At 68.2% G+C, this 26210-nt stretch carries 30 protein-coding genes and 1 pseudogene; 12 read left to right on the top strand and 19 right to left on the bottom strand.

Annotated features, from left to right (window positions below; translation table 11 throughout):
- Positions 1-2: 2 nt before the first annotated feature.
- On the bottom strand, positions 3-188 hold the full coding sequence (locus ACW175_RS25250) for a DUF3553 domain-containing protein (RefSeq protein ID WP_099575342.1): 186 nt from the start codon (positions 186-188) through the stop codon (positions 3-5).
- 64 nt (positions 189-252) lie between these two features.
- On the opposite strand from ACW175_RS25250, the gene chpT reads away from it, so the two are divergent.
- From chpT to ACW175_RS25235, 3 genes are all read left to right on the top strand, one after another.
- Positions 253-942: a histidine phosphotransferase ChpT gene (gene chpT, locus ACW175_RS25245; RefSeq protein ID WP_492102629.1), complete on the top strand. Its 690-nt coding sequence runs from the start codon at positions 253-255 to the stop codon at positions 940-942.
- A gap of 107 nt (positions 943-1049) precedes the next feature.
- Positions 1050-1427, top strand: coding sequence for a response regulator (locus ACW175_RS25240; protein ID WP_492102628.1), 378 nt, complete (start codon positions 1050-1052; stop codon positions 1425-1427).
- The gene (locus tag ACW175_RS25235) at positions 1424-2257 is read left to right on the top strand and encodes a CheR family methyltransferase (RefSeq protein WP_492102627.1); all 834 of its coding nucleotides are present in this window, start codon (positions 1424-1426) and stop codon (positions 2255-2257) included. Before ACW175_RS25240 ends, ACW175_RS25235 begins: the two co-directional genes overlap by 4 nt.
- Here ACW175_RS25235 and ACW175_RS25230 read toward each other — a convergent pair.
- From ACW175_RS25230 to nepR, 5 genes are all read right to left on the bottom strand, one after another.
- Complete coding sequence (locus tag ACW175_RS25230) at positions 2215-3336, bottom strand: hypothetical protein (protein ID WP_492102626.1); 1122 nt, start codon at positions 3334-3336, stop codon at positions 2215-2217. The two genes, ACW175_RS25235 and ACW175_RS25230, sit on opposite strands and share 43 nt — an antisense overlap.
- A gap of 174 nt (positions 3337-3510) precedes the next feature.
- Positions 3511-3645, bottom strand: a complete 135-nt coding sequence (locus ACW175_RS25225) for an entericidin A/B family lipoprotein (RefSeq protein WP_492102625.1) — start codon at positions 3643-3645, stop codon at positions 3511-3513.
- Positions 3646-3737: 92 nt separating this feature from the next.
- Positions 3738-5432 (bottom strand): sensor histidine kinase PhyK, encoded by a 1695-nt coding sequence (gene phyK, locus ACW175_RS25220; RefSeq protein WP_492102624.1) that lies wholly within the window; start codon positions 5430-5432, stop codon positions 3738-3740.
- Positions 5429-6034, bottom strand: coding sequence for a sigma-70 family RNA polymerase sigma factor (locus ACW175_RS25215; protein WP_492102623.1), 606 nt, complete (start codon positions 6032-6034; stop codon positions 5429-5431). Before ACW175_RS25215 ends, phyK begins: the two co-directional genes overlap by 4 nt.
- A 2-nt stretch (positions 6035-6036) precedes the next feature.
- Positions 6037-6222 carry an anti-sigma T factor NepR gene (nepR, locus tag ACW175_RS25210; protein ID WP_199170696.1) on the bottom strand — a complete coding sequence of 62 codons (186 nt, stop codon included), beginning with the start codon at positions 6220-6222 and terminating at the stop codon, positions 6037-6039.
- Between the two features lie 234 nt (positions 6223-6456).
- Between nepR and phyR the strand changes: the two genes are divergently transcribed.
- Entirely contained in the window at positions 6457-7257 is an 801-nt protein-coding gene (gene phyR, locus ACW175_RS25205; protein WP_492102622.1) for an anti-anti sigma factor/receiver protein PhyR, read from the top strand.
- Between the two features lie 137 nt (positions 7258-7394).
- On the opposite strand, the gene ACW175_RS25200 is transcribed toward phyR, so the two are convergent.
- The 4 genes from ACW175_RS25200 to ACW175_RS25185 all read right to left on the bottom strand — a co-directional run bounded on the left by ACW175_RS25200 (position 7395) and on the right by ACW175_RS25185 (position 9105).
- On the bottom strand, positions 7395-7658 hold the full coding sequence (locus tag ACW175_RS25200; protein WP_492102621.1) for a hypothetical protein: 264 nt from the start codon (positions 7656-7658) through the stop codon (positions 7395-7397).
- Positions 7659-7672: 14 nt separating this feature from the next.
- Entirely contained in the window at positions 7673-7909 is a 237-nt protein-coding gene (locus ACW175_RS25195) for a hypothetical protein (protein ID WP_492102620.1), read from the bottom strand.
- A 288-nt stretch (positions 7910-8197) separates the two neighbouring features.
- Positions 8198-8674 carry an OmpA family protein gene (locus ACW175_RS25190; protein WP_492102619.1) on the bottom strand — a complete coding sequence of 159 codons (477 nt, stop codon included), beginning with the start codon at positions 8672-8674 and terminating at the stop codon, positions 8198-8200.
- An 86-nt stretch (positions 8675-8760) separates the two neighbouring features.
- Entirely contained in the window at positions 8761-9105 is a 345-nt protein-coding gene (locus ACW175_RS25185; RefSeq protein ID WP_492102618.1) for a YMGG-like glycine zipper-containing protein, read from the bottom strand.
- A 135-nt stretch (positions 9106-9240) separates the two neighbouring features.
- On the opposite strand from ACW175_RS25185, the gene ACW175_RS25180 reads away from it, so the two are divergent.
- Together ACW175_RS25180 and ACW175_RS25175 are read left to right on the top strand one after the other, a co-directional pair.
- Positions 9241-10104: a diacylglycerol/lipid kinase family protein gene (locus tag ACW175_RS25180; protein ID WP_492102617.1), complete on the top strand. Its 864-nt coding sequence runs from the start codon at positions 9241-9243 to the stop codon at positions 10102-10104.
- Entirely contained in the window at positions 10101-10910 is an 810-nt protein-coding gene (locus ACW175_RS25175) for a metallophosphoesterase family protein (protein ID WP_492102616.1), read from the top strand. Before ACW175_RS25180 ends, ACW175_RS25175 begins: the two co-directional genes overlap by 4 nt.
- Positions 10911-10943: 33 nt before the next feature.
- On the opposite strand, the gene ACW175_RS25170 is transcribed toward ACW175_RS25175, so the two are convergent.
- The 4 genes from ACW175_RS25170 to ACW175_RS25155 all read right to left on the bottom strand — a co-directional run bounded on the left by ACW175_RS25170 (position 10944) and on the right by ACW175_RS25155 (position 12831).
- Positions 10944-11123 (bottom strand): DUF1328 domain-containing protein, encoded by a 180-nt coding sequence (locus tag ACW175_RS25170; RefSeq protein WP_492102615.1) that lies wholly within the window; start codon positions 11121-11123, stop codon positions 10944-10946.
- Positions 11124-11237: 114 nt separating this feature from the next.
- Positions 11238-11858: a superoxide dismutase gene (locus ACW175_RS25165; RefSeq protein ID WP_099575325.1), complete on the bottom strand. Its 621-nt coding sequence runs from the start codon at positions 11856-11858 to the stop codon at positions 11238-11240.
- Between the two features lie 233 nt (positions 11859-12091).
- Positions 12092-12493: a hypothetical protein gene (locus ACW175_RS25160; RefSeq protein WP_492102614.1), complete on the bottom strand. Its 402-nt coding sequence runs from the start codon at positions 12491-12493 to the stop codon at positions 12092-12094.
- Positions 12490-12831, bottom strand: a complete 342-nt coding sequence (locus ACW175_RS25155; RefSeq protein WP_492102613.1) for a hypothetical protein — start codon at positions 12829-12831, stop codon at positions 12490-12492. Before ACW175_RS25155 ends, ACW175_RS25160 begins: the two co-directional genes overlap by 4 nt.
- Positions 12832-13033: 202 nt before the next feature.
- Between ACW175_RS25155 and ACW175_RS25150 the strand changes: the two genes are divergently transcribed.
- Positions 13034-14869, top strand: coding sequence for an HWE histidine kinase domain-containing protein (locus ACW175_RS25150; protein WP_492102612.1), 1836 nt, complete (start codon positions 13034-13036; stop codon positions 14867-14869).
- A 112-nt stretch (positions 14870-14981) separates the two neighbouring features.
- Here the strand turns inward: ACW175_RS25150 and ACW175_RS25145 are convergent, their stop codons facing one another.
- Positions 14982-16178, bottom strand: coding sequence for a CaiB/BaiF CoA transferase family protein (locus tag ACW175_RS25145; RefSeq protein ID WP_492102611.1), 1197 nt, complete (start codon positions 16176-16178; stop codon positions 14982-14984).
- Between the two features lie 124 nt (positions 16179-16302).
- Here ACW175_RS25145 and ACW175_RS25140 point away from each other — a divergent pair, with 124 nt between their 5' ends.
- Complete coding sequence (locus tag ACW175_RS25140) at positions 16303-16980, top strand: DUF4142 domain-containing protein (RefSeq protein WP_492102610.1); 678 nt, start codon at positions 16303-16305, stop codon at positions 16978-16980.
- Between the two features lie 9 nt (positions 16981-16989).
- On the opposite strand, the gene ACW175_RS25135 is transcribed toward ACW175_RS25140, so the two are convergent.
- The 3 genes from ACW175_RS25135 to ACW175_RS25125 are packed head-to-tail and all read right to left on the bottom strand — an operon-like array spanning position 16990 to position 21889.
- The gene (locus tag ACW175_RS25135) at positions 16990-17415 is read right to left on the bottom strand and encodes a PaaI family thioesterase (protein ID WP_492102609.1); all 426 of its coding nucleotides are present in this window, start codon (positions 17413-17415) and stop codon (positions 16990-16992) included.
- Positions 17412-20996 (bottom strand): ABC transporter permease/M1 family aminopeptidase, encoded by a 3585-nt coding sequence (locus ACW175_RS25130; RefSeq protein WP_492102608.1) that lies wholly within the window; start codon positions 20994-20996, stop codon positions 17412-17414. The genes ACW175_RS25135 and ACW175_RS25130 overlap by 4 nt, the downstream gene beginning before the upstream one ends.
- A gap of 14 nt (positions 20997-21010) precedes the next feature.
- Positions 21011-21889 carry an ABC transporter ATP-binding protein gene (locus tag ACW175_RS25125; protein WP_492102607.1) on the bottom strand — a complete coding sequence of 293 codons (879 nt, stop codon included), beginning with the start codon at positions 21887-21889 and terminating at the stop codon, positions 21011-21013.
- 206 nt (positions 21890-22095) lie between these two features.
- Here ACW175_RS25125 and ACW175_RS25120 point away from each other — a divergent pair, with 206 nt between their 5' ends.
- Genes ACW175_RS25120 through ACW175_RS25110 form a run of 3 tightly spaced genes read left to right on the top strand, consistent with a single transcriptional unit; the run spans position 22096 to position 24051 of the window.
- Complete coding sequence (locus tag ACW175_RS25120; RefSeq protein ID WP_492102606.1) at positions 22096-22776, top strand: fumarylacetoacetate hydrolase family protein; 681 nt, start codon at positions 22096-22098, stop codon at positions 22774-22776.
- A 9-nt stretch (positions 22777-22785) separates the two neighbouring features.
- The gene (maiA, locus tag ACW175_RS25115) at positions 22786-23418 is read left to right on the top strand and encodes a maleylacetoacetate isomerase (protein ID WP_492102605.1); all 633 of its coding nucleotides are present in this window, start codon (positions 22786-22788) and stop codon (positions 23416-23418) included.
- Complete coding sequence (locus tag ACW175_RS25110; RefSeq protein ID WP_492102604.1) at positions 23419-24051, top strand: carbonic anhydrase; 633 nt, start codon at positions 23419-23421, stop codon at positions 24049-24051.
- Here ACW175_RS25110 and pbpC read toward each other — a convergent pair.
- Complete coding sequence (gene pbpC, locus ACW175_RS25105; RefSeq protein WP_492102603.1) at positions 24038-26113, bottom strand: penicillin-binding protein 1C; 2076 nt, start codon at positions 26111-26113, stop codon at positions 24038-24040. The two genes, ACW175_RS25110 and pbpC, sit on opposite strands and share 14 nt — an antisense overlap.
- On the opposite strand from pbpC, the pseudogene ACW175_RS25100 reads away from it, so the two are divergent.
- Positions 26099-26210 (top strand): annotated as a pseudogene (locus ACW175_RS25100) (hypothetical protein); the annotation flags it as partial. The gene pbpC and the pseudogene ACW175_RS25100 overlap by 15 nt on opposite strands.

Raw genomic sequence — 26210 nt, 5'->3', positions numbered from 1 at the left:
TCTTATCCCCGAGGGTCGTCGCCGACGAAGACCAGACGCACGCGGTTGGCGTCGATGGTCTGCTTGCCGGCCTCTTCGAAATTGACGGTCACGCGGTGTCCGATCACGGACTGAACCTGCCCCAGGCCCCAATCGGGCTGGCCGGGATGGCGCACCAAGACGCCGGGCTCTAGAAACGGATCGACCACGGGTTTCGTTTAGAGCGGCGGCCCCGGTTTGCCAAAGCCTCAAATCACGGCAGAGTCCGCCGCCATGACCGACATCGTCCCCGAAACCCCCCTTGCGACCCCGGCCGCCGCGCCCTCCGAAGCGGATGTCCAAGGCCCAGACTTCGCCGCCATGCTGGCCGCGCGCCTGTGCCATGACTTCATCAGCCCGGCCAGCGCCATCGTCTCGGGCCTGGATCTGCTGGACGATCCGTCCGCCCAGGACATGCGCGACGACGCCATGGGCCTGATCGCCTCGTCGGCCCGCAAGCTGGCCGACCTGCTGCAGTTCACCCGCGTGGCGTTCGGCGCCTCGGCCTCGGCCGAGAACTTCGACTCGCGCGAGCTGGAAAAGCTGGCCCAGGGTGTCTTCGCCCACGTCCGGCCAACCCTGGACTGGCAGATCGAGCCGCAGGCGATGAACAAGCCTTCGTCGCGCGCCATCCTCAACATCGCCCAGATCGCCGCCAGCGCCCTGCCCGCCGGCGGCGTGGCCACGGTCAAGGGCGTCGCCGCCGACGGCCGCTTCTCGATCATCGCCGACTCAGTGGGTCCCCGCGCCCGCCTGCGTCCGGAGGTCCTGGCCGGCCTGAAGGGCGAGCCGCTGGCCGAGGGCCTGGGCGGTCCGTGGGTTCAGGCGGCCTATCTGAACGCCCTGGTCCGCGCGGCCGGCGGCCAGATCGCGGTCGAACTGGGCGAGGAGCGCGCCAGCATAGCCGCCTGGGTTCCGGCGTAGGCGGCGGCAGGCCCAAGCTCCGCCATAAAAGTTACATTTGCCGCGCCCCGATCCGGGTTTAGGCAAACCGCTCCTTAACCAGACCGCTCGCACGATGGCGCCCTGAATTGGAGCATGCCGTGAAGACCTGTCTGGTGGTCGACGACAGCCGGGTGATCCGCAAGGTCGCTCGCCGAGTCCTCGAGGACATCGGCTTCGAGATCGCCGAGGCCGCCGATGGCATGGAGGCCCTGGCGTGGTGCCGCGCGGCCATGCCCGACGCGGTGCTGCTCGACTGGAACATGCCGGTGATGAACGGCCTCGACTTCCTGCGCCAGCTGCGCGGGGAGCCCGGCGGAACCGCGCCCAAGGTCGTCTTCTGCACGGTCGAGAACAGTCCCGACCACATCCGCGCCGCCATCGAGGCCGGGGCGGACGAATACATCATGAAGCCGTTCGACGGCGACATCATCGAGGCGAAGTTCGCCGAGGCCGGCCTGCTGTGACGCCCGAAGACATGGACCTGCTGGCGGCTCTGGGCCGCGCCCGCGCCGGCGTGCGGGTCGAGACCGAAAAGCCCTACCTCGTGGAGAGCCGCCTCTCGCCCCTGGCGCGGCGCGAGGGCTACGATTCGATCGAGGCGCTGCTCGCGGCCCTGCGCGCCAAGCGCGAGGACCGGCTGATCTGGGCCGTGGTCGAGGCCCTGTGCCGCAGCGACACCACCTTCTTCCGCGGCCGCGAGGCCTTCGCCCAGTTGCGCGACGAGGTCCTGCCCGCCCTGTCACGGCGTCGCCCCGACACGCCGATCCGCATCTGGAGCGCGGCCTGCGCCACGGGCCAGGAGGTCTACTCGCTGGCCATCGCCGCCAATGAAGCCTCCGGCCTGGCGGCCGGGACGCGGTTCGAGTTCTTCGGCTCCGACCTCTCGGAACGGTCGCTGGAGAAGGCCCAGGCCGGCATCTACACCCAGTTCGAGGTCCAGCGCGGCCTGCCGATCAGGATGCTGGTCAAGTATTTCGAGAACCAGGACGACACCTGGGCGATCTCGCCGCGCATCCGCCAGATGGTGCGCTGGAAGCGGATCAACCTGCTCTCCGACCTGTCGGTCATGGGTCGCTTCGACGTGATCCTGCTGCGCGGCGTGCTGCGGAACATGGACGCCTCGCTGCGGGCCACGGTGGTCCAGGCCCTGGTCAGCCTGCTGCCGGCCGACGGCGTGCTGGTGCTGGATCCGGAAGACGACGCCTCGGAGTTCGACGACGTGCTGACCGCGGCGCCGGGCGGAACGGGGATCTATCTGCGCGATCCATCGGTGCGGGTCGCCGCCGCCGCATAAGCCTTGGCCGGCGCGCGGGCGACCGCCGCCCCGCCCATCAGGCCGCCCAAGGCCTCTCCCAGCTTGGTCATCCCGCCCACCGGCCCCGGCGTCACCGCCGCGAAGGCCGGCGCGAGCTTGCGAAACAGGATCGGCGGCGCGTCGGGACCGACGATCGCGTCGTGCAGGTCCATCAGGTCGACCACCTCTCGCGCGGCCTTGCGCCATTCGACCGGCGGGGCGATGCCGTGCGGCGCCGGGGCGCGGCAGTCGGAGAAGTCGGGCTTGAGGCCACAGCCGACCTCGATCGCCGCCTCGATCCGACGCGCATAGGCCCGGTCGCGGGCCAGGCGGTCCACATCGACCACCAGGTCGGCTTCCGGCAAGGCCTTGAGGTAAGAGCGCAGCCACACCGCCAGGAATGCCTGGAACGAGATGCTGGCCGGCGCGCGCTTCAGGCGCCGGCGGACTTCGGCGATGCGCGCCTCGAGCGGTCCAGCCCCGTCGAAATCACGACCCAGCAGGGTGCGCGAGACCTCGGCGCAGCCGGCCATCTCGGACAGCAGCACATAGTGGCAGAGCTCGAAATAGGTCGGCCGGGGCCGCCTGCGCAGCGAATAGAACGACAACCACTGCTGCACCGGATCGCGGATCAGCGCGACGTGGAAGCCGCCGAACCGGCGCTTCAGCCATCCCACGCGGCCCAGGGTGCGACAGCAGGCCAGGACCGGCGTTTCGCCCCGCGCCCGCGCCGCGCCGACCAGCGCCTCGACATAGGCCTGCTGGGCCAGGTCGCTGGTCTCGGGCTCGATCCAGAAACGGTCCAGCGCGAAGCCGGGTTCGAAACGGCGCACCCCGCCGGCCGGGTCGAGAACGACCTCGAATTCCCGCAAGTATGGCTGCGTCCCGCCCGGATGGCGCAGGCCGCTGTTGTCGGGAGTCTCGACGTCGATGGTGTCGACAGTCAGTCGCGCCAGCTGCTCGTGCCAGGGCTCGTAGTAGGCGCGCACACCGGACAGCGCCCGGAACCGGGTCCACACATAGGTGCTGGAGCAGCGCCAGCCGCTGTGCACGAAGACGGTCTTGGTGTTTGACGGCAAGCGCGCCTCGGTCCCCTCGATCAGGGCTCAAGCCTCGCTTGGCTATCTTGCAGCCGGATATCGTCCGGACCGCCTAAGGTTGCGCGCGTGCAATACTTTGACGTGACGCGGCCTCAAACGAAAAGGGCCCGCCGGCGAGACCGGCGGGCCCTTCTCTAGATCAGATAGGACGACTTACTTGGCGTCCTTGGCCGTGTCGCTGACCGCCTTGCCGGCCGACGAGACGTCCTTGCCCGCGCCTTCGACGGTGTTGCAGGCCGCGACCGACAGGGACGCGAGGGCGGCGGCGATAATCACGAGCTTACGCATGGTCTTCTCCGATGTTCGCCCCCGAGGGGATGGAAAAGGGGCGTTGAAACGATTGCCCCTCAAGAACGTCAGCGGCGAAGCTCGGTTCCGGCCTAGGTTGCGTGAATCACCGCCTGGGGCGTCGGGAAGGTGAGGCGCACCGTCAATCCGCGCGGGGTGTGGCTTTCGAACGCCACCTTTCCACGCAGCTGACGGGCGAAGGCGGTCATCAAGGTGCGACCGACCCCGCCGCCGACGCTGTCGGGCGCGCCCGGACCATCGTCGCTGATAGAGAGTTCGGCCTCTTCGCCGCGCACATGGAAGCCCACCGCCAGCATGCCGCCGTTCGGACCGAAGGCGTGTTTCTGGGCGTTGGTGATGGCCTCGACGGCGAACAGGGCGATGGGGGCAAGGCGGTCGGGGTCGATGACCAGTGGATCGGCGTGGACCTCGGTCCTCACCAGCGACGAGGTGGACATGTCGTTGGCCAGCAGCTGAGCGGTCAGTTCTTCCAGGAACGGCCGCAGGTCCACGCGCTTGAGGTCCGGTCCCTGGTAGAGGGCGCGATAGATCTGGGCCAGAGCGGTGATCCGCTGGCGAGTGTCGTTCATCGCCGCCTTGGCCGCCGGATCGGCCAGCGCCCGCTGCTGCATGTTCAGCAGCGAGGTGATGATCTGCAGGTTGTTCTTCACCCGGTGATGGATCTCGCGCATCAGCGCGTCCTTGTCGGCCAGGCTGTCCAGCAGAGAGGCGTCGCGGGCGACGATGCCGCCCGCCATGGCGTCGAGGGTGGCGGCCAGTTCGCGGATTTCGGGGGGGGCGCGCTCGGCCTGAAGCGGCCGGACGGTGAAGCGGCCGCGGGCATAGATCGCCGCCACGCGCTGCAGGTAGACGATCCAGCGAATCACCTCTCGCTCGGCGACGATCAGCACCGCGCCCAGGGCCAGGAAGAAGGCCAGCAAAGGCAGCAGCAGGCGCGATATCGGGTTGATCCACGCCCAGGACACCAGGCCCGGCGCGGGGGCCGACAGCACGACGAAGACATCGTCATTGACCAGGGGCGCGGCCGAATAGGTGCGCTCGTGATGCGCCGCGTCCTCGTGGCTCCAGATCGCCGCGCCGCTCTTGGCCGCGCGCTCGCGCCAGCCGCGCGGCGGCGTCGAGAAGGCTGAAGGGTCGGTGGCGGCGAAGATCGCTCCGTTCGAATCGGCCAGGGCCACCTCGGCGCCGTCGGGCATGAAGCGGTTGACCGTGCCGACCTTCAGGTCTCGCAGGTTCAGGACGGCGGCCATGGCGCCTTCGAATTTGTCGGGCGCGCCGGCGCGGATGGCGGCCAGCACCGCCGGCTCGTTGGCGTAGACCGCGCCCGGATCCGAGGCCACGACCATGCTCGCGCCGTCGCGTAACTCCTGGAACCAGGGCCTTTGCTCCCGCTCGGTGTCGAACGGGGTGGTGGCGGCCGCGCAGGCCACGCGGCCGCGCGAGTCGAAGCGGATCAGATTGGCGTAGCCCGGCAGGCGGGCGCGGACGTCGGCCAGTCGTTGAGCGCATTCCAGCCCGACCGAGCCGGGACCCAGGGTCTGCAGCAGCACGCCGGCGGCCTCGATGCGGGCGCGCGCATTGGCGGCGCTCTGCCCCGCGGCAAGCTCAAGGCTCTGACGGCGCGAATCGGCTTCCGCCCGAAAGGCGAAGATCGACTGCGCGCCGCCGATGATCAGCACGGGCAGCAGAGCCACGCACAGCGCGAAGGCCAGGCGGACTCGGATGGAGGTTACGGCCTGCCCGGCGCGGCCGGCGAAGGTCTTCACCGCAGGGAGCTCAACCGCTCCGCGTCGGCGAGGATCGCATGCATGGCGTCACCCGCCGATGCGCCGTCACGATCATAGGCCCCCGCTTCGAGGATGGCCTGCAACGCGCGACGCGCGCGGCTGACCCGGCTCTTGACGGTGCCGACGGCGCATCCGCAGATCTCGGCGGCTTCTTCGTAGGCGAAGCCGCCGGCCCCGACCAGGATCAGGGCTTCGCGCTGCTCGGCCGGAAGCATGCCCAGGCCCAGACGCAGTTCGTCCAGGGCGACGGGCGCCTCGGGGTCATCGACCGCCACCAGGGTCCGCTCGGCGGCTTCCTGGTCAAGCTGGCTCTGGCGCCAGCTGCGACGTTTTTCAGAATAGAACTGGTTCCGCAGGATCATGAAGGTCCAGGCCTTCATGTTGGTGCCCAGCTGGAAGCTGGCCCGCGCGTCCCAGGCCTTCATCATGGCGTCCTGCGCCAGGTCGTCGGCCGCGGTCGGGTCGCCGGTCAGGGTGCGGGCGAAGGCGCGCAGATGCGGAATCAGGGTGACCAGTTCGCGTTTGAACTGGTTGTCACGGACGGGGTCGGGCGGCGAGCGGCCGACTTGCGGTTCGCTCATGCTCAGCGCTCTCCCTTCGGAGGCTCGGCCCTGCGGAGGATTTCGAGGAATTCGTCAGGCACAGCCTCGTTGACGACCTCATCGAACATCTGACGCAGCTTCACGCCGATGGCCTGCTGGCGCAGACGGGCTTCATCCAGCGCCGCGGCGCTCTTGCGTTTGTCTTCCATGGGTACGTGTTCGATCATGTCCTCGACACCGAAGTGCATTTGCATCGGCGTCCGCCCCCTTTGGCCGAATGTCTTTCCGCCAGACGACAACGTGGTTTTCCGTGCCCGGTTCCATAAGCTTGAGCTTAAGATGTCAAATATCCTCAACGGACGGAACCGCTCAGTTGGGGGAGGCGTTATCGACCATCGACGGAACGGCCTAGCTTTGCCGTTCGTTGGTATGTTTTCGAAGACACCGCATCGGGAGGGGTCATGAGTCTTCTAGCTCGGCTGGCGCCGCATCTGCCTTATATCCGCCGCTACGCCCGCGCCCTTACCGGCGATCAGTCCACCGGCGATCATTACGTCCGCGTGGCGCTCGAGGCGCTGGCCGCCGGCGAGCGGTCGCTGGATGGCGATCTGTCGCCACGCGTGGCGCTGTATCGCGTGTTTCACGCCATCTGGCTCAGCTCCGGCGCCCAGCTGGAAGCCCGCCGCGATGAAGGCCTGACCGCCGGCGACGACGCCGCGCAGCGTCTCATGCGCATCGCGCCCCGTTCGCGGCAGGCCTTCCTGCTCACCGCGCTGGAGGGCTTCACGCCGTCGGAAGCCTCCCAGATCCTGGATTGCGACTTCGGCGAGGTCGAACGTCTGATCTCCGACGCCCAGGCCGAGATCGACGCCGAACTGGCCACCGACGTCCTGATCATCGAGGACGAGCCGGTCATCGCCGCCGACATCGAGGCCTTGGTCAAGGAACTCGGCCACCAGGTCACCGACATCGCCGCCACCCGCGGCGAAGCGCTCGAGGCGGTCGCCCGCCGCACCCCCGGCCTCGTCCTGGCCGACATCCAGCTGGCCGACGGTTCGTCGGGCATCGACGCGGTCAAGGACATCCTGGGCCGCATGGACGTGCCGGTGATCTTCATCACCGCGTTCCCCGAGCGCCTGCTGACCGGCGAGCGCCCGGAACCCACCTTCCTGATCACCAAGCCCTTCCAGCCGGAAACGGTGAAGGCGGCGATCGGCCAGGCGCTCTTCTTCCACCCTCGTCGGACCGCCAAGGCGGCCTGATCAGGGTTTCTTCGAATCACCCGAGAAACGGCCCTCCGGAAGGGGGGCCGTTTTTCGTTGGGCGAACCCGCTTCCAAGGCAAACAAAAAGACGGCCCCTTTCGAGGCCGCCCTTCAATTTCACGGAATGTCCGCGCCTTAAGGCTTCTGACGCGCCGGCGACTGCTGGGTGTCATAGCGCTGACCCTCGGCGGGGGTCTTGGCGCCGTTATTCACCTCGACCGTGGCGAGATCGCGGGCGCGGAAGGACCAGGCGCCGAACAGGGCCAGGGCGGCGAGCACGGTGGAAATCACCAGCACCCAGAAAATGTGACGGCCCCAGCGGCCTTGGCGGGCGCGGGTGGCGTTCAGGCGAGGGCCGCGGGTTTCGGGCGCGACGTCGTGATGAATGTCGGCGGGCATGATGTCCTACCTCCTTATGGCGTCCAGGTTCGGGCGGCGTCCGCGCGGTCGCGAGCGTTGAAGGCCTGCACCGTCCCGGCGGAGGCCCCGATCGCCGCGATCACGACCATCGCCATGATCCGCGAGCGCATCCTTTTCTGACGCTGGGTGAGCGTCGAAACAAAAACCATACCGCCATGCTCGGCTTGATAGGTCCGGATCACGACGTTGCTCCCTGCCCCGGCGGACCGCATGTCCGCCTGGATCTTCAACGTGTTCCGCTCACCGGCGTTCCCCGATTTAGCCCCGGCTTTTCTGCTCAGCGGCCGTCCGCGAAAAAATCACGCACCGCGGGAACCGTTGGCGCGAAACCTCGTTTCACCTTTGCGAAGGCGGCGACGCCCCCCCGACTTGAGGCTGGCGATAGTCAGCCTGCCGCCTTCGCACCCCCCTTTGTTGATGCGAACTTCGGCGGACCGGGACACCCGGCCCGCCTTTCCTTCGTATGGGCCGCTTTGTCTGAGTCCAAGCGGGCCGGCGTGACCAGCCGTTGCTTTGGCCTACTTGCTCTCCAGATCGAACAGGATGTCCGCCCGCCGGCGCAGCGGCGCGGATGCGCCCGAGGCCGCCACGGATCCGGCGTCGCCAACGGCGGCGGTGTCGATCTCGACCTTGCCGAAGCCGGCCTTGGCCAGGGCCCTGGTCACCGTCTCGGCGCGGCGCTTGGACAGGGTCAGGTTCGAGGCCGAGGTCCCGACGGCGTCAGCCAGGCCGATCACCCGCACGGACTTGACCGCGCAGCCGCGCGCCTGGGTCCGAGCGGTGTCGAGCAGCATGCGAGCCTCCTTGGTCAGGGCGGCGCTGTCCTGCTCGAAATAGACCGAGGACTGGAAGTCGGCGCAGGCGGGCGGCGCGGCGGCCACGGGCTTGCGCAGCGTACGCCACGGGCTTTCGGAGCTGGCGCAACCAGCCAAGGCCAGCACCACGCCCGCCACGCTGATGGCCTGCACGGCATAGGTGATCTTTGTCGTCTTCATTCGAACCCTCCTCGAACCCGCGAACACACGAAAGGCGACCGGCTGAGCCGATCGCCTTTCCCTGGACGTCGTGGCCTGTTCCCAGCTTAGTAGCGGGGCGCGCCATCTTCCCAGTAATAACGACCGCTGCGGGAGTCGTAGTAATAATAACGGCCCGCCCGCTCATCATAGTACTGGCGACGGTTGGCGTTGGTCGAACCGCAGCCGCCGTCTTCCTTGCAGCCCTTGACGGCGCCCACCGTGCCGCCGAGCGCCGCGCCGACCAGAGCGCCGGTGCTAGCGCTGCCGCTGCCGACATTGTTGCCGATCACCGCGCCGGCCAGGGCGCCGATGGCCGCGCCGCCGGCGGCGTTGCGCTCCACATTTCCCGTCGAGGTGCACGCCGAGGCGAGCACGCCCACGCCCATCAGGGCGATCATGGTCATCTTCATCTTGGCTCTCCGTTCCGAGCTCCTGTACCCGTGTCGAGCAAACGACTCCCAGAGGCGGCGGTTCCGTTCGCAAGCGGAACCACGGCCGAGCTTCGCCCGTTGGGTCCGCGAGTTTTTACGAGAAGAGGGGCGCGCGTGAAGCGCATCGAGGTCATCGCCAATATCGCATCCGGATCCGTGGGTCCGGACGCGCCGCAAATCGCCGAGCGGCTGCTGGCGGAGTACGGCGTTTCCGGCGCCGTCCACGCGCCAGGACCGGGCGAGCTGGTCGATTGCCTGAGGAAGGCGATCGACAGCGCGCCGGATGCGATCCTGGTCATCGCCGGCGACGGCACGGCCCGCGCGGCCGCGGAGATGGCCGGACCGGACGGTCCCCTGATCGCTCCCCTTCCCGGCGGCACCATGAACATGCTGCCGCACGCCCTTTATGGCGACCGCGACTGGCAGACGGCGATGAAGGCCTGCCTGGACAGCGGCGAGGCCCGGACCATTTCCGGCGGCGAGGTCGGCGGACGCCTGTTCTTCGTCGCCGCAATCCTGGGCAGCCCGGCCCTTTGGGCCACGGCGCGGGAAGCCGCCCGCGAAGGCAAGTTCAGCATCGCCGTCGCCCGCGCGGGTCGGGCCTTCCGCCGCGCCTTCTCCGGCCGCCTGCGCGTGTCGCTGGATGGCCGTCCCGAAATCAAGACCGAGGCCCTGACCCTGATGTGCCCGCTGGTCTCGACCGCCCTGGACGCCGACGAGCGGGCCCTGGAGGCCGCGGCCCTCGATCCGTCCAGCGCGCTCGACGTCTTCCGCCTCGGATTCAACGCCGCGCGGGGTCAGTGGCGCGAGGACCCCTCCGTAAACGCCGGCCGCTGCCGGACCGGCCGGATCCGCGCCCACGGCCGCATCCCGGCGATCTTGGACGGCGAGCCGGCGCGGTTCGATCCCGAGGTGTCGATCCGCTTCCGCCCCAAGGCCTTCCGCGCCCTGGTCCCGACGGACGAGACCGCTGAATGAGGCTGGTTCAACTCTCCGACATCCATTTCGGCGGCGAGAACAAGGAGGCCGTCGAAGCCGCGACCGCGTGGATCCGAGACGCCCGCCCCGACCTTGTGATCGTGGCCGGCGACCTGACCCTGGACGGCAAGACGCCGGAGTTCGACGCCGCCGCCGCCTGGCTGAGGCGCCTTCCCGACCCGATGATCGTCGTGCCGGGCAATCACGACACCCCCTTCGTCGGGCCGCGCGAGATGTTCGAGCGCTTCACCCGCACCTGGGGGCGGTTCAAGGATCGGTTTGGGGACGAGGACGGCGCGGCCTGGCGCGCGCCGGGCGTCACCGTCGTCTCGCTGAACACCGCCCGCGCGGCCCAGGTGCGCTGGAACTGGTCGAAGGGCGCGGTGTCGCGCGGCCAGATCCGCCGCGTCGTCCGCGAACTGGGGGCGGCGCCCGCCAGCGACCTCAAGGTGGTGGTCTGCCATCATCCGCTGATGGAGGTGCTGGGCGGACCGATGACGGCCAAGGTCCACGGCGGGGTCAACGCAGCCAACCACTTCGTCCAGGCGGGCGCGGACGTCATCCTGTCGGGCCATATCCACCTGCCGTTCGTCACCGCCGTCCCGTTCGGCGACGGCAAGACCCAGGCGATCGGCTCGGGCACCCTCTCGCACCGCGAGCGGGGCGCCGCGCCAGGCTTCAACGTCATCGAGGTCGAGCCGGGCTGCGTGCGCGTACAGGCCCTGGCCTATGAGCACGGCAAGTTCAATGCCTGGCGCACCTGGGCCTGCGATCGCAGAAACCCAAACGAAAACGGCGCGGCCTGAGCCGCGCCGTTCCTCCGTTTCGTCTCGGAATATCTAGCGCGACGCGCCGCGCCCGCCTCGAAAAAGGTGGCTGACCAGCGACACCAGGAACAGGACGAGGAAGACGTAGAACAGAATCTTGGCGATCCCGATCGCGGTCCCGGCGATGCCGGTGAAGCCCAGAAGGGCGGCGATCAGAGCGACCACCAGGAAGGTCACGGCCCAGTTCAGCATGGGTCTCTCCGGATGAGCCCGGCCTTTCGAGCCGGGGCGTTTGTCTCGATCGAAGCCCACGGCCTCGCTTCGAAACAACGCACCCGACTCCCGGGCGTTCCGGAAATTTGGGTCCTATTCCGGAGCCGGATAGGCCCAGCCCTGCTGGCCCGACTTGGCCGCGGCGTACTGACTGTCGGCCAGGGTCCAGTTGAGCAGGTTGTCGAACACGGCCTCCAGGAAGCCCTTCCGCAGGTTCTGGTAGTCCAGATAGTAGGCGTGCTCCCAGACGTCGGCGACCAGCAGGGCCGTCAGGTCCTGGGTGACCGGGCTCTCGGCGTCGTGGGTCGAGATGATCTTCAGGGCGCCCGAGGCGTCCGAGACCAGCCAAACCCAGCCCGAGCCGAAGTGGCCGATGCCTTCGGCGACGAACTTTTCCTTCAGGGCGTCGAGGCCGCCAAAGGTGGAGTCGATGGCGGCGGCGAGATCGGCGCCCGGGGCGGTCTTGGTCGGCGAGAGGCCGTCCCAGAAAAAGGCGTGGTTCCAGGCCTGGGCGGCGTTGTTGAACACCTTGCCCGGACCGGCGCCCTTGATCACAGCTTCCAGCGAACCCTTGTCGTCGCCGTTCAGCAGGCCATTGAGGGCCGTGACATAGGCCGCGTGGTGCTTGTCATGGTGGAAATGGAGGGTGTTGGCGGAGATCGTCGGCTCCAGCGCGTCGTACGCGTAGGGCAGGTCCGGCAGCTTGTACGTCATGTTCACTCCATGGGAAGGCGTTCCAGGGAGGAGGGAACGCGCGGGAAGCATCTAGAGCGCGCCAGGGCAAAGCGTAAGCCGTTTCACGGCGTAAAGCCGCTGCGGCGCCCTCAAATTTTCGAGATAGATTCCCTTGAAAACCTAGGGCTTTCGGGAATCAGAAAGAGCAACCTCGCAAGACAAACGCCACCGAACGGATCCGGTGGCGTAGGTCTTGAACACGATTGGCGTGATCATCGCTGCGGCGGCTTGGGGTCCAGGAAGGCCTTGGCCAGCGAGGCGGTCAGGGTCGGGTTCTTCAGGGCGAAGATCCCGGCGGCCAGACCGATGCCGATCGACATCAGCGGCTTGTCGCGCACGATCTCGATGACCCGGCTGGTCATGTCGAAGCCCTGCTGCGGCGGCTGCTGACCTTGATTGTGATGACGACCTTCGACCTTGCGGGCGGCGAGCATGCCGGCGATCGCGACGATCAGGGCCGCGACGGCCGCCACGATCGCGGCCGCGCCGGCCGCCGTCACCAACGGAACCAGCACCGCGTAGATCGCGAAGGCGGCGGATACGACGGCCACCGCGGCGGCGGCGGCGATCGCCGCGGCCGCGGCCAGCGTCATCAGGGTCTTTTCGAAGATCACCGGTTGCCGCTGCGGCCGCCGGAGAGCAGAAGGCCGATCAGCACGCCGACGCCGAGGCCGGCGAGGGTGGCGGTGATCGGGCGCTCACGGATACGCTCCGACGCATAGCGCTGGGCGTCCTCGATCTGTTGGCCGGCGGTGTCGGTATAGGTGCGGCTCTGGGCGCGCAGGGTTTCGAAGCCTTCAGCGACCGACTTCTCGACGCGCTTGGCGGCTTCGGTCAGCGAGACGCGCGCGGCGTCGGCGGCGTGGGCGAAGCTGCGCTCGGCGTGTTCGACGGCCTCGAGCGTGGCCGACTTGGCCTTCTCGGCTTCCTTGGCGGCGGCGGGACTGGGCATGATCATCTCCTGTTCGCGACGGCGACCGACCGGGGGCGCTGAAGCTGCGCCTCGTCAACGCCTGCTCGACGTGGGGGTTCCACGTTAGCGCAAGGCCCCAAGCTTCACCACAGTGGAATCCCCTGTGGAACGCAACTTCCACGCCCTCAAGAAGCCTCCAAAGGCGCTCGCGCCAAAGGCGAAGCGGGTCTAAGGTCGAATCATGGAGGACGCCCCCATCGTCAGCGACGACCGCCAGGAAGCCGCCCGGCTCAACGCCTTGAGAGCCTTGGACATCCTGGATAGCGCGGTCAACGAGCCTCGGTTCCTGCGCCTCGTGCGTCTGGCCGCCCGGCTGTTCGACGCGCCCAAGGCCGCCATCGCGCTGGTCGACAAGGATAGGGTCTGGCGCAAGGCCTATGTCGGCTACGCGAGCCCAGAAAGTCCGCGCGCTGGCGACCTGGCCGGCCAGGTGATCGCCGCCAACGGGCCCGTGGCGCTGGGCGTACCGATCCGCAACGGTCAAGGCCAGGCTCTGGGCGCGCTCGTCGTCGAAGGCCCTGGCCTGAACGGCCCGGCTTCGGACGAGGATCTCCAGGCCCTGGAAGACCTGGCCGCGCTGGCCACGGAAGTCCTGACCGTTCGCTGTCGCGCCCTCAATCTGGAAACCGAGCGCCTGAACCTGGCCATCTCGGCCGCCTGCCTCGGCGAGTTCGAGTGGGACATCAAACGCGACGTCTTCAAGATCAGCCCCCGGCTGGCCAAGATCTCGGACATCGAGCCCGGTGAGATCCCGGCCGAGAACGGCGAGGCCCTGTACCGGTTCCTGCATCCCGACGACCAGGCCTGGCTGAAGGAATCGATCGACGAACAGCTGGCGGAAGCCGATCGCTACGAGGCCGAATACCGCCGCCCCAACGGCCCCGACGGCCGCGAGATCTGGAACCATGGCTCGGGCGTTATCCTCCGCGACGCCGACGGCGAGCCGGCCTATCTGATCGGCGTCGTCCAGGACATCACCGAGCGCCGGGCCGAGGAAGATCAGCGCGAGAACCTCGTCGCCGAGTTGGACCACCGCATCAAGAACCTGCTGGCGGTCGTCCAGTCGGTGGCGGCGCAGTCGGCGCGCAAATCGGCCTCGCTGGACGTTTTCCTCAAGACCTTCGCCGCGCGGCTGAAGTCGATGAGTTCGGCCCACGATCTGCTGACCGCCGCCCGCTGGCGCGGCGCGACCCTGGCGCGGATCGCGGCGGCCGAACTGGGCGGCCTGGCTCCCACCCAGACGCGCTGGGACGGACCGGAACTGTTCCTGACCCCGCGCGCGGCCTCCGCCCTGTCGCTGGCGCTGCACGAACTGGCGGTCAACGCGATGCGCTACGGCTCGCTGTCCAGCGAGAACGGCAAGGTCGAGGTGGTCTGGCGGCGCACGCCCGAGGGCGGCTTCGCCCTGGAATGGCTGGAAACCGGCGGCCCGCCGGCCGTCGCGCCGACCACCAAAGGCTTCGGCGCGACCCTGATCGAGGATGTCGCCGGCCGCGAACTGGGCGGCTCGGCCAAGATCAACTACCGGTCCAGCGGCGTCACCGCCATGATCCAGGGCGCGGCCGAGGCCCTGGCCGACGCCCCGCCGGTCGAGCCGGCCGAGGTCGCCCCCGAGCGCATCGTCGAGACCGTGGTCGCCGCCGACGAAACCGTTCGCCCGGGCGCCATCGCCGGCCTGAAGGTGTTGATCGTCGAGGACTCCCTGCTGCTGGCCCTGGAGCTGGAAGCGGGCCTGGAGGACGCCGGAGTCGTGGTGGTCGGCTGCGCGGCCGAACTCAGCGAGGCGCTGTCGATGGTCGAGATGGACTTCGACGTCGCGGTCCTGGACGCCGACCTCAACGGCCAGTCGGTGGCCCCGGTCGCCGAGATCCTGCGCTCCATGGGCCGACCGTTCGTGTTCGCCACGGGCTATGCGGACAAGGCCGCGCCGATGGGCTTCGACGCCCCGATCGTGCGCAAGCCGTACAACGTCCACCAGATCGCGCGCGCCGTGGCGGGGGTCACGGGACGGGCTTGATCGTCAGCGGGGCCGACACCTCGTCCTTCGACAAGCTCAGGATGAGGTTTCTTACTGAACCGCCCTAAAAGTAGTCCTCCCCCTGAGCCTTTCGAAGGGCGAGGACGGGTCCTCAGATAACGCCCCGCTTCCGCAGTCCCTCGACCGTCTCCCCACTCAGCCCCGCGACGTCCGTCAGCACCGCGTCCGTGTGCTCGCCCAGGGTCGGCCCGGTCCATCGCACCCCGCCCGGCGTTTCCGTCAGCTTCGGGAACGCGTTCTGCATCTTGATCTGGCCGAACACCGGATGCGGCGTGGTGACGATCGAGTCCCGCGCGACGAACTGGGGATCCTCGATCATGTCCGGGGCGCGGTAGATCCGGCCGGTAGCCAGGCCCGCCCCCTCCAGCTTCGGCAGCAGGTCGTCGATCTCATGGTCGGCGGTCCAGGCGGCGATGCGGGCGTCGAGCTCGGCTTGGTGCGAACCGCGCGCGGCGTGATCCCGGTAGCGCGGATCGTCGGCCAGGTCCGGCCGCCCCATCAGGTCGCACAGCCGCCTGAACAGGGTGTCCTGGTTGGCGCCGATCAGGACGAGTTCGCCACTCTTGGTCGGATAGACGTTCGACGGCGCGATGCCCGGCAGCACCGCCCCCGAGCGCTCACGGACATAGCCGGTCAGGTCGTATTCGGTGATCAGGTTCTCCATCACCGTCAGCACGCTCTCGTAGATGGCCACGTCGACCACCTGGCCCTTGCCCGTGCGCTGGCGGGCATGCAGGGCCATCATCACCCCGAGCGCGGCGTTCAGGCCCGACAGGCTGTCGCCGATCGAGATGCCGGCCCGAGCCGGCGGCCGGTCGGGCTCGCCGGTGATGTGCCGCAGCCCCCCCATGGCCTCGCCGACCAGGGCGTAGCCGGCGCGGCTGGCATAGGGACCCGTCTGGCCGAAGCCCGACACCCGCGCCATGACCAGGCCGGGATTGGTCTTGGCCAGTTGGTCATAGCCCATGCCCCACTTCTCGAGCGTGCCGGGGCGGAAGTTCTCGACCACCACGTCGGCCTTGGCGATCAGGACGCGGGCGACGTCGCGGCCTTCGTCCGTACGCAGATCGACGGTGACGGACTTCTTGTTGCGGCCGATCACCGGCCACCAGGGTGACAGGCCTTGGGGCTTGGAGCGGCCCCACTGGCGCATCGGGTCGCCGACCTTGGGATCCTCCAGCTTGATGACCTCGGCCCCGAAGTCGCCCAGCACCTGGCCGCAGAACGGCCCGGCGATCAGCGAGCCCATCTCGATCACCCGCAATCCGGCCAGCGGACCCTGCGTCATCCGATTCTTCCCCCACCTTTGCCGGAACCGTTCACGGCCCCGTGAAGTTTTGTTGATCACACGACGCCGTACGCGGCGCCTGTCCACGAACCTCTAAGAAAAACACACAGGGAAAGACAGAGCCATGAACCGTCATATCATGTTCGGCGCCGCCGCCATCGCCGCCCTCAGCCTGGCCGCCTGCGGTCAGAAGACCGAAGAGACCAAGGGCGCCGCCACCCCCGCCGAACAGGCCGCGACCCCGGACGCCAATCCCGCGGCCACCATCCCGACCCCGGCGGACGAGACCAAGGCCGACGTCTTCGCCATGAAGGCCGCCGATAGCGACATGTTCGAGATCGCCGCCGCCAAGCTGGCCCTCACGCGCTCGACCAATCCGTCGGTGAAGAAGTTCGCCGCCGCGATGGAAAAGGCCCACATGGCCACCAGCATGGAGCTTAAGTCCGCCATCGCCGCCTCGGGCGCGACCATCACCCTGCCGACCATGCTGTCGGAGGACGCCCAGGGCAAGATCGACGACCTGACCAAGGCCGACGCCAAGGACTTCGACAAGAAGTACGCCGACGGCCAGGTCGACGCCCACCAGTCGGCCCTGAACCTGCTGCAGCGCTACGCCCAGGACGGCGACACCCCCGCCATCAAGGCCTTCGCCGCCGCCACGGCTCCGAAGGTTCAGGAGCACCTGAACATGGCTGAAGGCCTGAAGAAGGGCTTTGACACCGGCGAGGACGTCGCCAAGGCCCAGGACAAGGCCGACAAGGCCCAGATGAAGGCCGACGAAAAGGCCGCGCCGAAGCGCTAAAAGCGTAAACTAGGGAATGGCGTAGGCGACCGTCGCCTTGGCGGCGGCCCGCTCGCGCCCTTCCGTCCACATCAGGACATCGGCGGTCGCGATGCGGCGGCCGAGCTTGAGGAGCGTCCCCTCGGCGTAGAGATCGCCGGGCTGGCAACCCCTCAGGAAATGAATGTTGAGCGAGGTGGTCACCGCCATGGCCACCTCGCCGATGTGCGCCAGGATCAAGGCATAGGCCGCCGCGTCCGCCAGGGTCATCAGGGTCGGTCCCGAGATCACCCCGCCCGGCCGCAACTGCCGGGTCTGATAAGGCAGCTTCAGCAAAACCCTCCCCGGCTCGACCTCCAGCACGGAAGGCATGTGCTCTGGATCGGTCTCGGGGAAGGCGCGGCGCAGGAACGCGTTCAGGGCGTCCGCGTCCAGCCTGATAGTTCCCCCGCTCACTTGCCGACCGCCAGCGTGTTGTCGTCGCCGTTGCGGTCGATCACCGTGTTGTAGGGGTCGATCCCCGCGAACTTCGGCGCCTTCCCCGTGACGAAGGTGAAGCTCTGCACGCCCGAGCGGATCGGACGGCGCTCATAGACCACGACGTCCTTGGCGTCGAAGCCCTTGTCGCCCGGCTTGGCCGTGAACAGGCCGATGTCCATCGTTTCGTTGAGGGGCGCGGCGGTCTCCTTGCCCTTGCCATCGGCATACTTCTTCTGGGCGTCCACCGTGATCGTCACGTCGAACTTGCCGTCCGCCCGTTTCTTCACCTCGGCGCTCTTGGTCTTCAGGTCGTAGAGCGTGATCTTCTCGAACAGGTCGGTGATCAGGGCCTGCTTGTCGGCCGGGGCCTCGGCGCGGAGCGCGGTCAGGAAGTCGGTGGTGATCGCATAGGGCGCGCCCTTGAAGGCGTGGTCGGCGATCAGCTTGCGCAGGGCGCGGTTGACCGCCTCTTCGCCGATCTCGCTCTGCAGCCGGTACATGACCAGCGAGCCCTTGCGGTAGTGGATGTATTGCTGGTTCTCGACCTTGTAGAGCGGCTGCTCGTCGATGACGTCGCCGCCCCGCGCGCGCAGATAGCTGTCCAGCTCGAACTTGAGGAACTTGCGGATCTGGGCCTCGCCATAGGTGTGCTTCATCACCATCAGGGCCGAGTACTGGGCGAAGGTCTCGCTCAGCATCGTGCTGCCCTGCTGGTCGGCGCCGATCACCTGGTGGGCCCACCACTGGTGGCCGATCTCGTGCGCCCCGACATAGGTGACCATGTCGATCTTGGTCGGGTCACGGTAGTCGGAGATGAAGAACATCCCCTCCGACCACGGAATGGTGTTGGCGTACGCCTGGGCGAACTGGGCGTAGTCCGGGAACTCCTGGAACCGTAGCTGGCGGAACTGATACGGGCTGAAATTGGTCCCCATATAGTCCAGCGACCGCTTCATCGCGGTCTTCATCCGGTCGATGTTCCAAGGATGCTGGGCGTCGTAATAGACCGCCAGTTGGACGCCCTTGTAGGTCTCTTCGGCCACCTTGTAGCGGGCCGACTGGATCGACACGAACGGCAGGATCGGCGCCTCGGTGACGAAGCGGGCCACGCGACGGCCGTTCTTGATCGTGTCCGAGATCTTGTAGCCCGGCGCGATCGGGGTCTGGTCGGCCTCCGTGGTGACGGTGATGTCCGAGCTGACGAAGTCGGCGTCCTTGCGCAGGCCGTTGAATTGGCGGGACGGAACGTCACCCAGCTTGGCCATGCGGCGCTCGGGCGGCAGGCCGTACTTGCGGCGCTTGGCGCGGTCCTGCAGCAAGCCGTCGCGGCCCATGCCCAGAATCGGCGCGATCTCCAGGTTGTTGACGAAGGTCCCGTTGTCGACGACCCGGCTTTCCTGGTCGCTGTTGGGGAAGCCCCGCTGCGCGCGCAGGGTGATGAAGCTCATCTTGCGCCGCTCGCCCGGCGCCATGGGCGTGTCGAAGGCGAAGATGCGGTAGTTGAAGCGCTCGAAGGTCTTCTTGGGCCGCGCGCCCTCGATCGACAGGCCCTTGACCGACAAGTCGCGGTCGAAGCGGACGTGGATCTCCTTCAGCGGCGCGCCGGTCTTGTTCTCGATGACGTACGAGCCCTTGGTCTCAAGGCTGGGCTCGTGCGGCTTCAGGTCGACGTCCAGGGTCATGGCGACGATCTTGGGCTGCGGCGTGTCTTCGAACGGCAGCAGGGTCTTTTCGTAGTCGGCCTGCCACTTCTCGTTGTCGATCTTGGTCCGGTAGTCGTTCCAGACATTGGTGTTGACGTAGATGAACGCGCCCAAGCCGACGAAGGCGACCAGAGCGCCGCCCATCAAGAGGCCCGCGCCGCCGTTCAGGCGAACGGGCAGTCGGCGCAGGCGCGGGAGGAGACGGCTTTCGGTCCCGCGCCGCCACAGGCCATAGGCCAGCACCAGCAGCACCACCGCGAAGGCCGTCCAGTAGGCGCGCAGCCACCAGGCCCCGATCCAGAACTTGCCCAGGCCGTTCATGTCCGAGAACGGCGTCTCGGTGGTCGAGCCGTAGTTGTAGAGCTTGTGCTCGAAGCCCAGGTTCACGAACGTGATCGTGGTGACCAGGTAGATCACCATCAGGCCCCAGCCGATGAACTTGTGCGGGCTGATCGCCTGCAGGAACACCGCCAGCACGGCCAGCAGGATCCAGTCCACCGCCTGCGGGAGCACGTACCAGATCAGGTACTTGTCGAGCTCCAGCTTGAAATAGCCGTGAAAGAGCTGGCTGAGGATGGCCGCGAACACGCTGACCAGCAGGGTCGAGACCAGCACCAGGGCGATGGCCAGGGTCTTGGGCGCCACGAAGGCCCAGTCGGGCACGGGGGTGGCGTCGATGATCTCGTGGGTCTTGCGCTCCCGCTCCCGCCAGACAAGCTCGCCCGAATAATAGATGGCGATGATCATCGGGATCAGGCCGAATGAGCCCAGAAGCGGGTTCAGCAGCACGCGGGTGACCGGATAGATCACCCCGCCGTAACGGTCGGCGTCGGTGGCGAACCAAAGGGCGCCCATGGCGTTGGCCAGGCCCAGGAACAGCAAGACGAAATAGGCCGGGCTTTTGAACACCTGGCCCATGTCGAGGCGCGTTCGGACCACGAGCTGGGCCCAGGCCGTGGCGCGGTCGAACAGGGGCTGCGGCAAGGGACCAGTGGTCAGGACCGGCGCGGCGTCGACCTCGGCCCTGCCCTTCTTGACCTTCCGCTGACCGGAGAGGTCGGCCGACTGGAAGCGGAACAGGCTGTAGGCCAGCGTCAGGAAGCCGGCCGACAGCACGACCGCCAACACGCGGTTGAACAGCAGCGCCCCGGCCAATGGCGGGATCACCGTGTTGCGCTCGCTGGCCGTCCAGTACTTGGTCACCAGGCCATAGGCGGCGGTGCCCAACGGCTCCCAATAGGCGGCGATCTTCTCGAACTCGGGCTTGTCCAGCGCGATGTTGGCGATGATCCACAGCACCATGAAGGCGACCACGCCGACATAGGTCCACATCATCGAGCGGGTGATGGTGGCCAGGGCGAAGAACAGCGACGCGGTCAGCAGGATCGACGGCAGGGCCAAGGCGAAATAGGCGAACAAATAGGCCTGCAGGACGTTGGGGCCCAGGCGCTCGGGGTCGATCCACGGCATGAACGAGCCGACGAAGATCGCCAGCGGCACGGCCAGGAACGAGATCGCCGCCGCCAGGAAAGCCCCGGTGAACCGGCCGTACAGATAGTCGAACTTACGGATCCGCGTGGAGCGCAGGATCGGCCCGAAGCCCGTCTCGTCGTCTCGCACCACCACATTGGCCACGAAGGCCGTGGTCACGAACATGTAGAAGATCGACAGGATCAGGTGGGTCTGCGCGATCGCGAACGGGGCGTTCTTGTGGATGTTGGCGCCGCCACCGATGCGGATCTGGTCGATGGTCGCCGCCCCGAAGGTCAGCAGGAAGAAGATGACCGCCACCACCCAGAAGACGGGCGATTTCAGCTGGTAGCGGAGCTCGAAGCCCGCGATCTTGCGAAACATCACGCCGCCTCCCGTCAGGCCGCCCGCCGGGTGGTCGAGAGGGTGGAGAAGTAGACATCCTCCAGCCCGCCCTCGACCGGCGTGAAGCCATTGCCCGGATTATCCTCCGACAGGATGTGGATGACCGTACGGCCGGCCAGCAGGCGCGTGGAGATGACCTTGTACTGGGCCTTGGCGGCCTCGAGCTCGGTCTTGTCGATGATCTTTTTCCAGATCCGGCCCTTCAGCTTGGACACCAGGTCGGCCGGAGCGCCCTCGGTGACGATGCGACCGTCGCAGATGATGGCCATGGCCGGGCAGAGATCCGAGACGTCCTCGACGATGTGGGTCGACAGGATCACCACCACGTTCTCGCCGATCTCGGCCAGCAGGTTCAGGAAGCGGTTGCGCTCCTCGGGGTCGAGGCCCGCCGTGGGCTCGTCGACGATGATCAGGCGCGGATCGCCGATCAGGGCCTGGGCGATGCCGAAGCGCTGGCGCATGCCGCCCGAGAAGCCGGCGATGGCCTTCTTGCGGACATTCCACAGATTGACCTGGTTCAGCAGGTTCTCGACGGTTTCCTTGCGCGCCTTGGCGCCGGAAACGCCCTTCAGCACAGCCATATGGTCGAGCATGTCGTAGGCCGAGACCCGCGGATAGACGCCGAAGTCCTGCGGCAGATAGCCGAGCGTCTTGCGCAGCGCCTCGGGGGTCTTCAGCACGTCGATGTCGCCGAAGCGGATGTGGCCCGAGGTCGGCGCCTGGAGGGTGGCGATGGTGCGCATCAGGGTCGATTTGCCGGCGCCGTTCGGGCCCAGCAGCCCGTACATGCCGCGCGGAATCGTCAGGCTGACCTCGTCCAGGGCGCGCACGCCGTTGCCATAGACATGGGTCAGGTTCTCGATGATCAGCATAACGGCCCCCGAATATAAACGCGCCCACTACCCCAGCGCCGACATGACTCGACGGCGACGATCGGGGCAAGTGAAAGAACGTTTAAGCCAAGGTTTCAACCGTGGGATTTCTGAACAGCGGCCACTTCGCGGCTTTGGGGTTCATCGGCGTCGTTTGAGCCGCACAGGGGTTTTGGCAAGCGGCTTTTGGGTCTAAACGAAGCGCCATGACGACCTACGCCTTTGCCCCGCACGCCATCCCGACGGTCCCGGTGGAGGGACAGGATTCGGTCTTTCCGGTCCGCCGGATCCTCTGTGTCGGCCGCAACTACGCCGCCCACGCCCGCGAGATGGGCGCCGACACCCGCGATCCGCCATTCTTCTTCGGCAAGCCCGCCGACGCGGTCGCGCCGCTGAAAAGCCAGATCGCCTATCCGCCGGCGACCAGCGACCTGCACCACGAGATCGAACTGGTCGTGGCCCTGAAGAGCGGCGGCGCGAACCTCACACCGGATCAGGCGCTCGAGGCCGTGTTCGGCTATGCGGTCGGCGTCGACCTGACCCGCCGCGACCTGCAGGGCGCGGCCAAGGCCAAGGGCCAGCCCTGGGAGGCCGGCAAGGCCTTCGACGAAAGCGCCCCGATCACCGCCCTCCGGGTGATGGACGCCCCGCCTCCCGAGGCCGCCATCACCCTGTCGGTCAATGGCCAGGAACGCCAGCGCGGCGAGGTCGGCGACATGATCTGGAACGTCGGCGAGGTCATCGCCAAGGCCAGCGAACTATGGACCCTGGCCGCCGGCGACCTGATCTTCACCGGCACCCCCGAAGGCGTCGGGGCCATCGCGCGCGGCGACACGGTCGTCGGCGAGGTCGAAGGCGTCGGTCGCCTTGAATTCACGCTCGTCTAGGAGCTGGACGTGAAGCTGGTCCTGCACAGCGCCAAGCGCGCCAGCGCGCCCTACCGGGTGCGCATCGGCCTGAACCTGAAGGGGCTCGCCTACGACCTGCGCCCCGTGGATCTGGTCGCCAACGCCCATCACGAGGACGCCTATCGGGCGCTCAACGCCCAGGAACTGGTCCCGACCCTGGAGGTCGACGGCCGGCCGCTGACCCAGAGCCTGGCCATATTGGAATGGCTGGACGAGGTGTCGCCCGAGCCCGCCCTGCTGCCGCACACCGCCTATGAGCGGGCCATCGTGCGCGGCATGGCCGAGATCATCGCCTGCGACATCCATCCGCTGAACAACCTGCGGATCCTGCGCCAGCTGACCGCCCTGGAGATCGGCGAGACCGACCGCAACGCTTGGGCCGCCCGCTGGATCAGCGACGGCTTCCGGGCCCTGGAGCCGATGATCGCCAGGCATTCGGGCGGCTTCGCCTATGGCGACGCTCCGGGCCTGGTCGACTGCCTGCTCGTGCCGCAGGTGTTCAACGCCGGCCGGTTCAACGTCGACCTGTCGCCCTTCCCCTCGATCGCCGCCGCCGCCGCCCGCGCGGCCAAGCACCCGGCCATCGAAGCCGCCCACCCTGACCATCATCCGGAGCGCTAGATGCTTGAGGACCTGAAAGCCAACAACGCCGCCTGGTCGGAACGCAAGACCCAGGTCGACCCGGACTTCTTCAAGCGCCTGGAAGGCCAGCAGAGCCCGGAATATCTGTGGATCGGCTGTAGCGACAGCCGCGTGCCGGCCAACGAGATCGTCGGCCTGGATCCGGGCGAGCTGTTCGTCCACCGCAACGTGGCCAACCTGGCCCCGCCGCAGGACGCCAACTATCTGTCCGTGCTGCAGTTCGCGGTCGAGGTGCTGAAGGTCAAGCACGTCATGGTCGTCGGCCACTATGGCTGCGGCGGCGTGGCGGCGGCCATCGACGGCCAGCGCCGGGGGCTGGTCGACCACTGGCTGCACCCGATCCGCGAAGTCCACGCCGAGCACAAGCACGAACTGGAAGCGATCCCCGAGAAGCGCGCCATGCTCGACCGCCTGACCGAGCTGAACGTCGCCCGTCAGGTGCGCAACGTGGCCGCCGACGTCTTTGTCCAGGACGCCTGGGCGCGCGGCCAGGACCTTTCGGTGCACGGCTGGGTCTATTCGCTGCACGACGGCCTGGTGAACGATCTCAACATCGGCATCAGCAGCCTGGCGGACTACGAGCGGATAATGGCGGAGTCTAACTGCCCTTGATCCGCACCCGCGCTTGGGCCTTGCGTCCCTGCGCGTCGACCACCGACAGCTTGTAGAAGCCCGGCGCGGCCGGTTTCCAGATCGCGCGGCCGCTGACCGGGTCCAGGTCCAGCGGCCGGCCTTCCACGTACCAGGTCAGGCCCTCGCCCTCGGCGGCCAGCACCAGACCGCGCGCCTTTGGCGTGAAGACGTCAACCTGCACCGACGCCCCGTCGGGCGGGAAGATCAGGCGCGGACCCTCGTCGGCGGCGCGCAGCTTTTGCAAGGCCAACGGCGCCAGCTTCGGCGCGATCGGGCGCGGGGCCGAGGATTGGGTTCCAATGGCGTCGGCGACATCGAACAGCAGCGGCAGGGCCGCGTCGCGCCCCGTCAGCCCGCCGCGCGCGCCGCCGTCGGCCCGGCCCGTCCAGACCAGGATCGCATAGCCGCCGACCACACCAGCCGCCACGGCGTCGCGGAAGCCGTAGGATGTGCCGGTCTTGAAAGCCATCGACGGCCCGCCCCGGGTCAAGGCCGAGGGGGCGCGGCCGCGCGGGGCCGGAGCTTCGCGCAGGATATCGAGCACCTGCCGCGCGGCTTCCGGCCGAACCATCCGCGTGCCGGCCGAGTGTTCGCGGGCCTTGGCCTCCTCCTCGGTCCAGGCCAGGGGCTTGGCGATCCCGCCGTCGCCGAGCGCGGCATAGAGCATGACGAGATCGCGCCAGGTGATGCCTTCGCCGCCCAGCGCCAGGGCGAGGCCTGCTTCCTTCAGCTGCGCCTTGGGCCGGGCCAGGTGCGCCCCGGCGGCCTCGATGCGGCCGGCGAAGGCCTCTGGACCCAGCTTCTCCAGGGTGGCCACGGCCGGGACGTTCAGCGAGTGGGCCAGAGCCTCGCGCACCGTGACCTTGTCGTGGAACACCCGGTCGAAATTCTCGGGCTGATAGTCGGCGAAGCGGGTGGCGTTGTCCTGCAGCTGTGTGTCCGGCGCGACCAGGCCGTCGTCCATGGCCATGGCGTAGATGAACGGCTTCAGCGCCGAGCCTGGCGAGCGCAGGGCGCGGGTCATGTCGACCCAGCCCCCGGCCCGATCTCGGCCCGCCGAGCCGACGGCGGCCCGGACGGCGCGCCCCTTGATCTCGACCACCAGGACGGCGGCGGTGGCGTCAGGACCTTGCGCGCGCGCCACGGCGGCGACCATCGGCTCCAGCCGCGACTGCAGGTCGGCGTCGAGGGTGGAGACCACGCTGGCCTGACCCCGCGGCGCGTTGCGAGCCAGTTCGCCGGCCGCGTGCCAGGCCAGGGTCGGGAATGGCGCGCGACGCGGCAGCGGCTCGTTCTCGGCCTCGAAGGCGGCGGCTTCCGTGATCGTCCCAGCCCGGACCATTTTGTTCAGCACCCCGCGCCGGGCGACCTTGGCGGCCTCGGGGCGGCGGTCGGGACGGCGGGCCTCGGGCGACTGCGGCAGGGCGATCAGCAGGGCCTGCTCGCCATCGGTCAGGCTGGAGGGCTCGTGGCCGAAATAGCTGAGGCTGGCCGCCCGCGCGCCCTCCAGGTTGCCGCCATAGGGCGCCAGGGTCAGATACAGCGCCAGGATCTCGCGCTTGGACAGCCGCGACTCCAGCTGCACGGCGCGGACCATCTCGATCAGCTTCGAGCCGAGATTGCGCGGGCGCGGCTCCAGCAGGCGCGCGGTCTGCATGGTCAAGGTCGAGGCGCCGGAGCTGACCCGGCCGTGCGCCACCGCCGAGCCCACGGCGCGGAACAGCGACAGCGGGTCGACGCCCAGGTGCCAATAGAACCGCGCGTCCTCGGTGCGGATCAGGCGCTTCTGGAATGTCGAGTCGGTGCGCGAAAGGTCGGCGCGGATCCGCCAGCGACCGTCCTCGACCGGCAGGGCGCGCAGCCAGGCGCCACGACGGTCAAGGGTGACCGGCGAGGCGTGCTTGGCGCGGGCCATGTCCGGCGGGAACGCGGCGCCGAGGGTGGCGAGGGTCAGCTCCACCGCCATCGCGCCGATCAGGACTTTGGTGAGGCGAGGAACGCGACGCTCCGGTGTCCCCAACCAGCGATCAAATCTTGTCATCCCGGCCGCAGCGAAGCGGAGAGCCGGGACCCAGGGGCAACCGCACTAGGCTTGGCCCCTGGGTCCCGGACAGCCTCTGCGAGGCTTCCGGGATGAC

This window comes from Caulobacter sp. FV1ye6ST (assembly GCF_058681225.1).
Note: the sequence above shows the minus strand (reverse complement) of the source record. Positions and strands in the feature narration are given on the sequence as shown.

Coding starts and splice junctions, on each gene's coding strand:
- chpT (WP_492102629.1), top strand. CDS start 253: ATGACCGACATCGTCCCCGAAACCCCCCTTGCGACCCCGGCCGCCGCG.
- ACW175_RS25225 (WP_492102625.1), bottom strand. CDS start 3,645: ATGCGTAAGCTCGTGATTATCGCCGCCGCCCTCGCGTCCCTGTCGGTC.
- ACW175_RS25215 (WP_492102623.1), bottom strand. CDS start 6,034: ATGAGCGAACCGCAAGTCGGCCGCTCGCCGCCCGACCCCGTCCGTGAC.
- nepR (WP_199170696.1), bottom strand. CDS start 6,222: ATGATCGAACACGTACCCATGGAAGACAAACGCAAGAGCGCCGCGGCG.
- phyR (WP_492102622.1), top strand. CDS start 6,457: ATGAGTCTTCTAGCTCGGCTGGCGCCGCATCTGCCTTATATCCGCCGC.
- ACW175_RS25200 (WP_492102621.1), bottom strand. CDS start 7,658: ATGCCCGCCGACATTCATCACGACGTCGCGCCCGAAACCCGCGGCCCT.
- ACW175_RS25190 (WP_492102619.1), bottom strand. CDS start 8,674: ATGAAGACGACAAAGATCACCTATGCCGTGCAGGCCATCAGCGTGGCG.
- ACW175_RS25185 (WP_492102618.1), bottom strand. CDS start 9,105: ATGAAGATGACCATGATCGCCCTGATGGGCGTGGGCGTGCTCGCCTCG.
- ACW175_RS25175 (WP_492102616.1), top strand. CDS start 10,101: ATGAGGCTGGTTCAACTCTCCGACATCCATTTCGGCGGCGAGAACAAG.
- ACW175_RS25170 (WP_492102615.1), bottom strand. CDS start 11,123: ATGCTGAACTGGGCCGTGACCTTCCTGGTGGTCGCTCTGATCGCCGCC.
- ACW175_RS25165 (WP_099575325.1), bottom strand. CDS start 11,858: ATGACGTACAAGCTGCCGGACCTGCCCTACGCGTACGACGCGCTGGAG.
- ACW175_RS25155 (WP_492102613.1), bottom strand. CDS start 12,831: ATGCCCAGTCCCGCCGCCGCCAAGGAAGCCGAGAAGGCCAAGTCGGCC.
- ACW175_RS25150 (WP_492102612.1), top strand. CDS start 13,034: ATGGAGGACGCCCCCATCGTCAGCGACGACCGCCAGGAAGCCGCCCGG.
- ACW175_RS25145 (WP_492102611.1), bottom strand. CDS start 16,178: ATGACGCAGGGTCCGCTGGCCGGATTGCGGGTGATCGAGATGGGCTCG.
- ACW175_RS25140 (WP_492102610.1), top strand. CDS start 16,303: ATGAACCGTCATATCATGTTCGGCGCCGCCGCCATCGCCGCCCTCAGC.
- ACW175_RS25130 (WP_492102608.1), bottom strand. CDS start 20,996: ATGTTTCGCAAGATCGCGGGCTTCGAGCTCCGCTACCAGCTGAAATCG.
- ACW175_RS25125 (WP_492102607.1), bottom strand. CDS start 21,889: ATGCTGATCATCGAGAACCTGACCCATGTCTATGGCAACGGCGTGCGC.
- ACW175_RS25120 (WP_492102606.1), top strand. CDS start 22,096: ATGACGACCTACGCCTTTGCCCCGCACGCCATCCCGACGGTCCCGGTG.
- ACW175_RS25110 (WP_492102604.1), top strand. CDS start 23,419: ATGCTTGAGGACCTGAAAGCCAACAACGCCGCCTGGTCGGAACGCAAG.
- pbpC (WP_492102603.1), bottom strand. CDS start 26,113: ATGACAAGATTTGATCGCTGGTTGGGGACACCGGAGCGTCGCGTTCCT.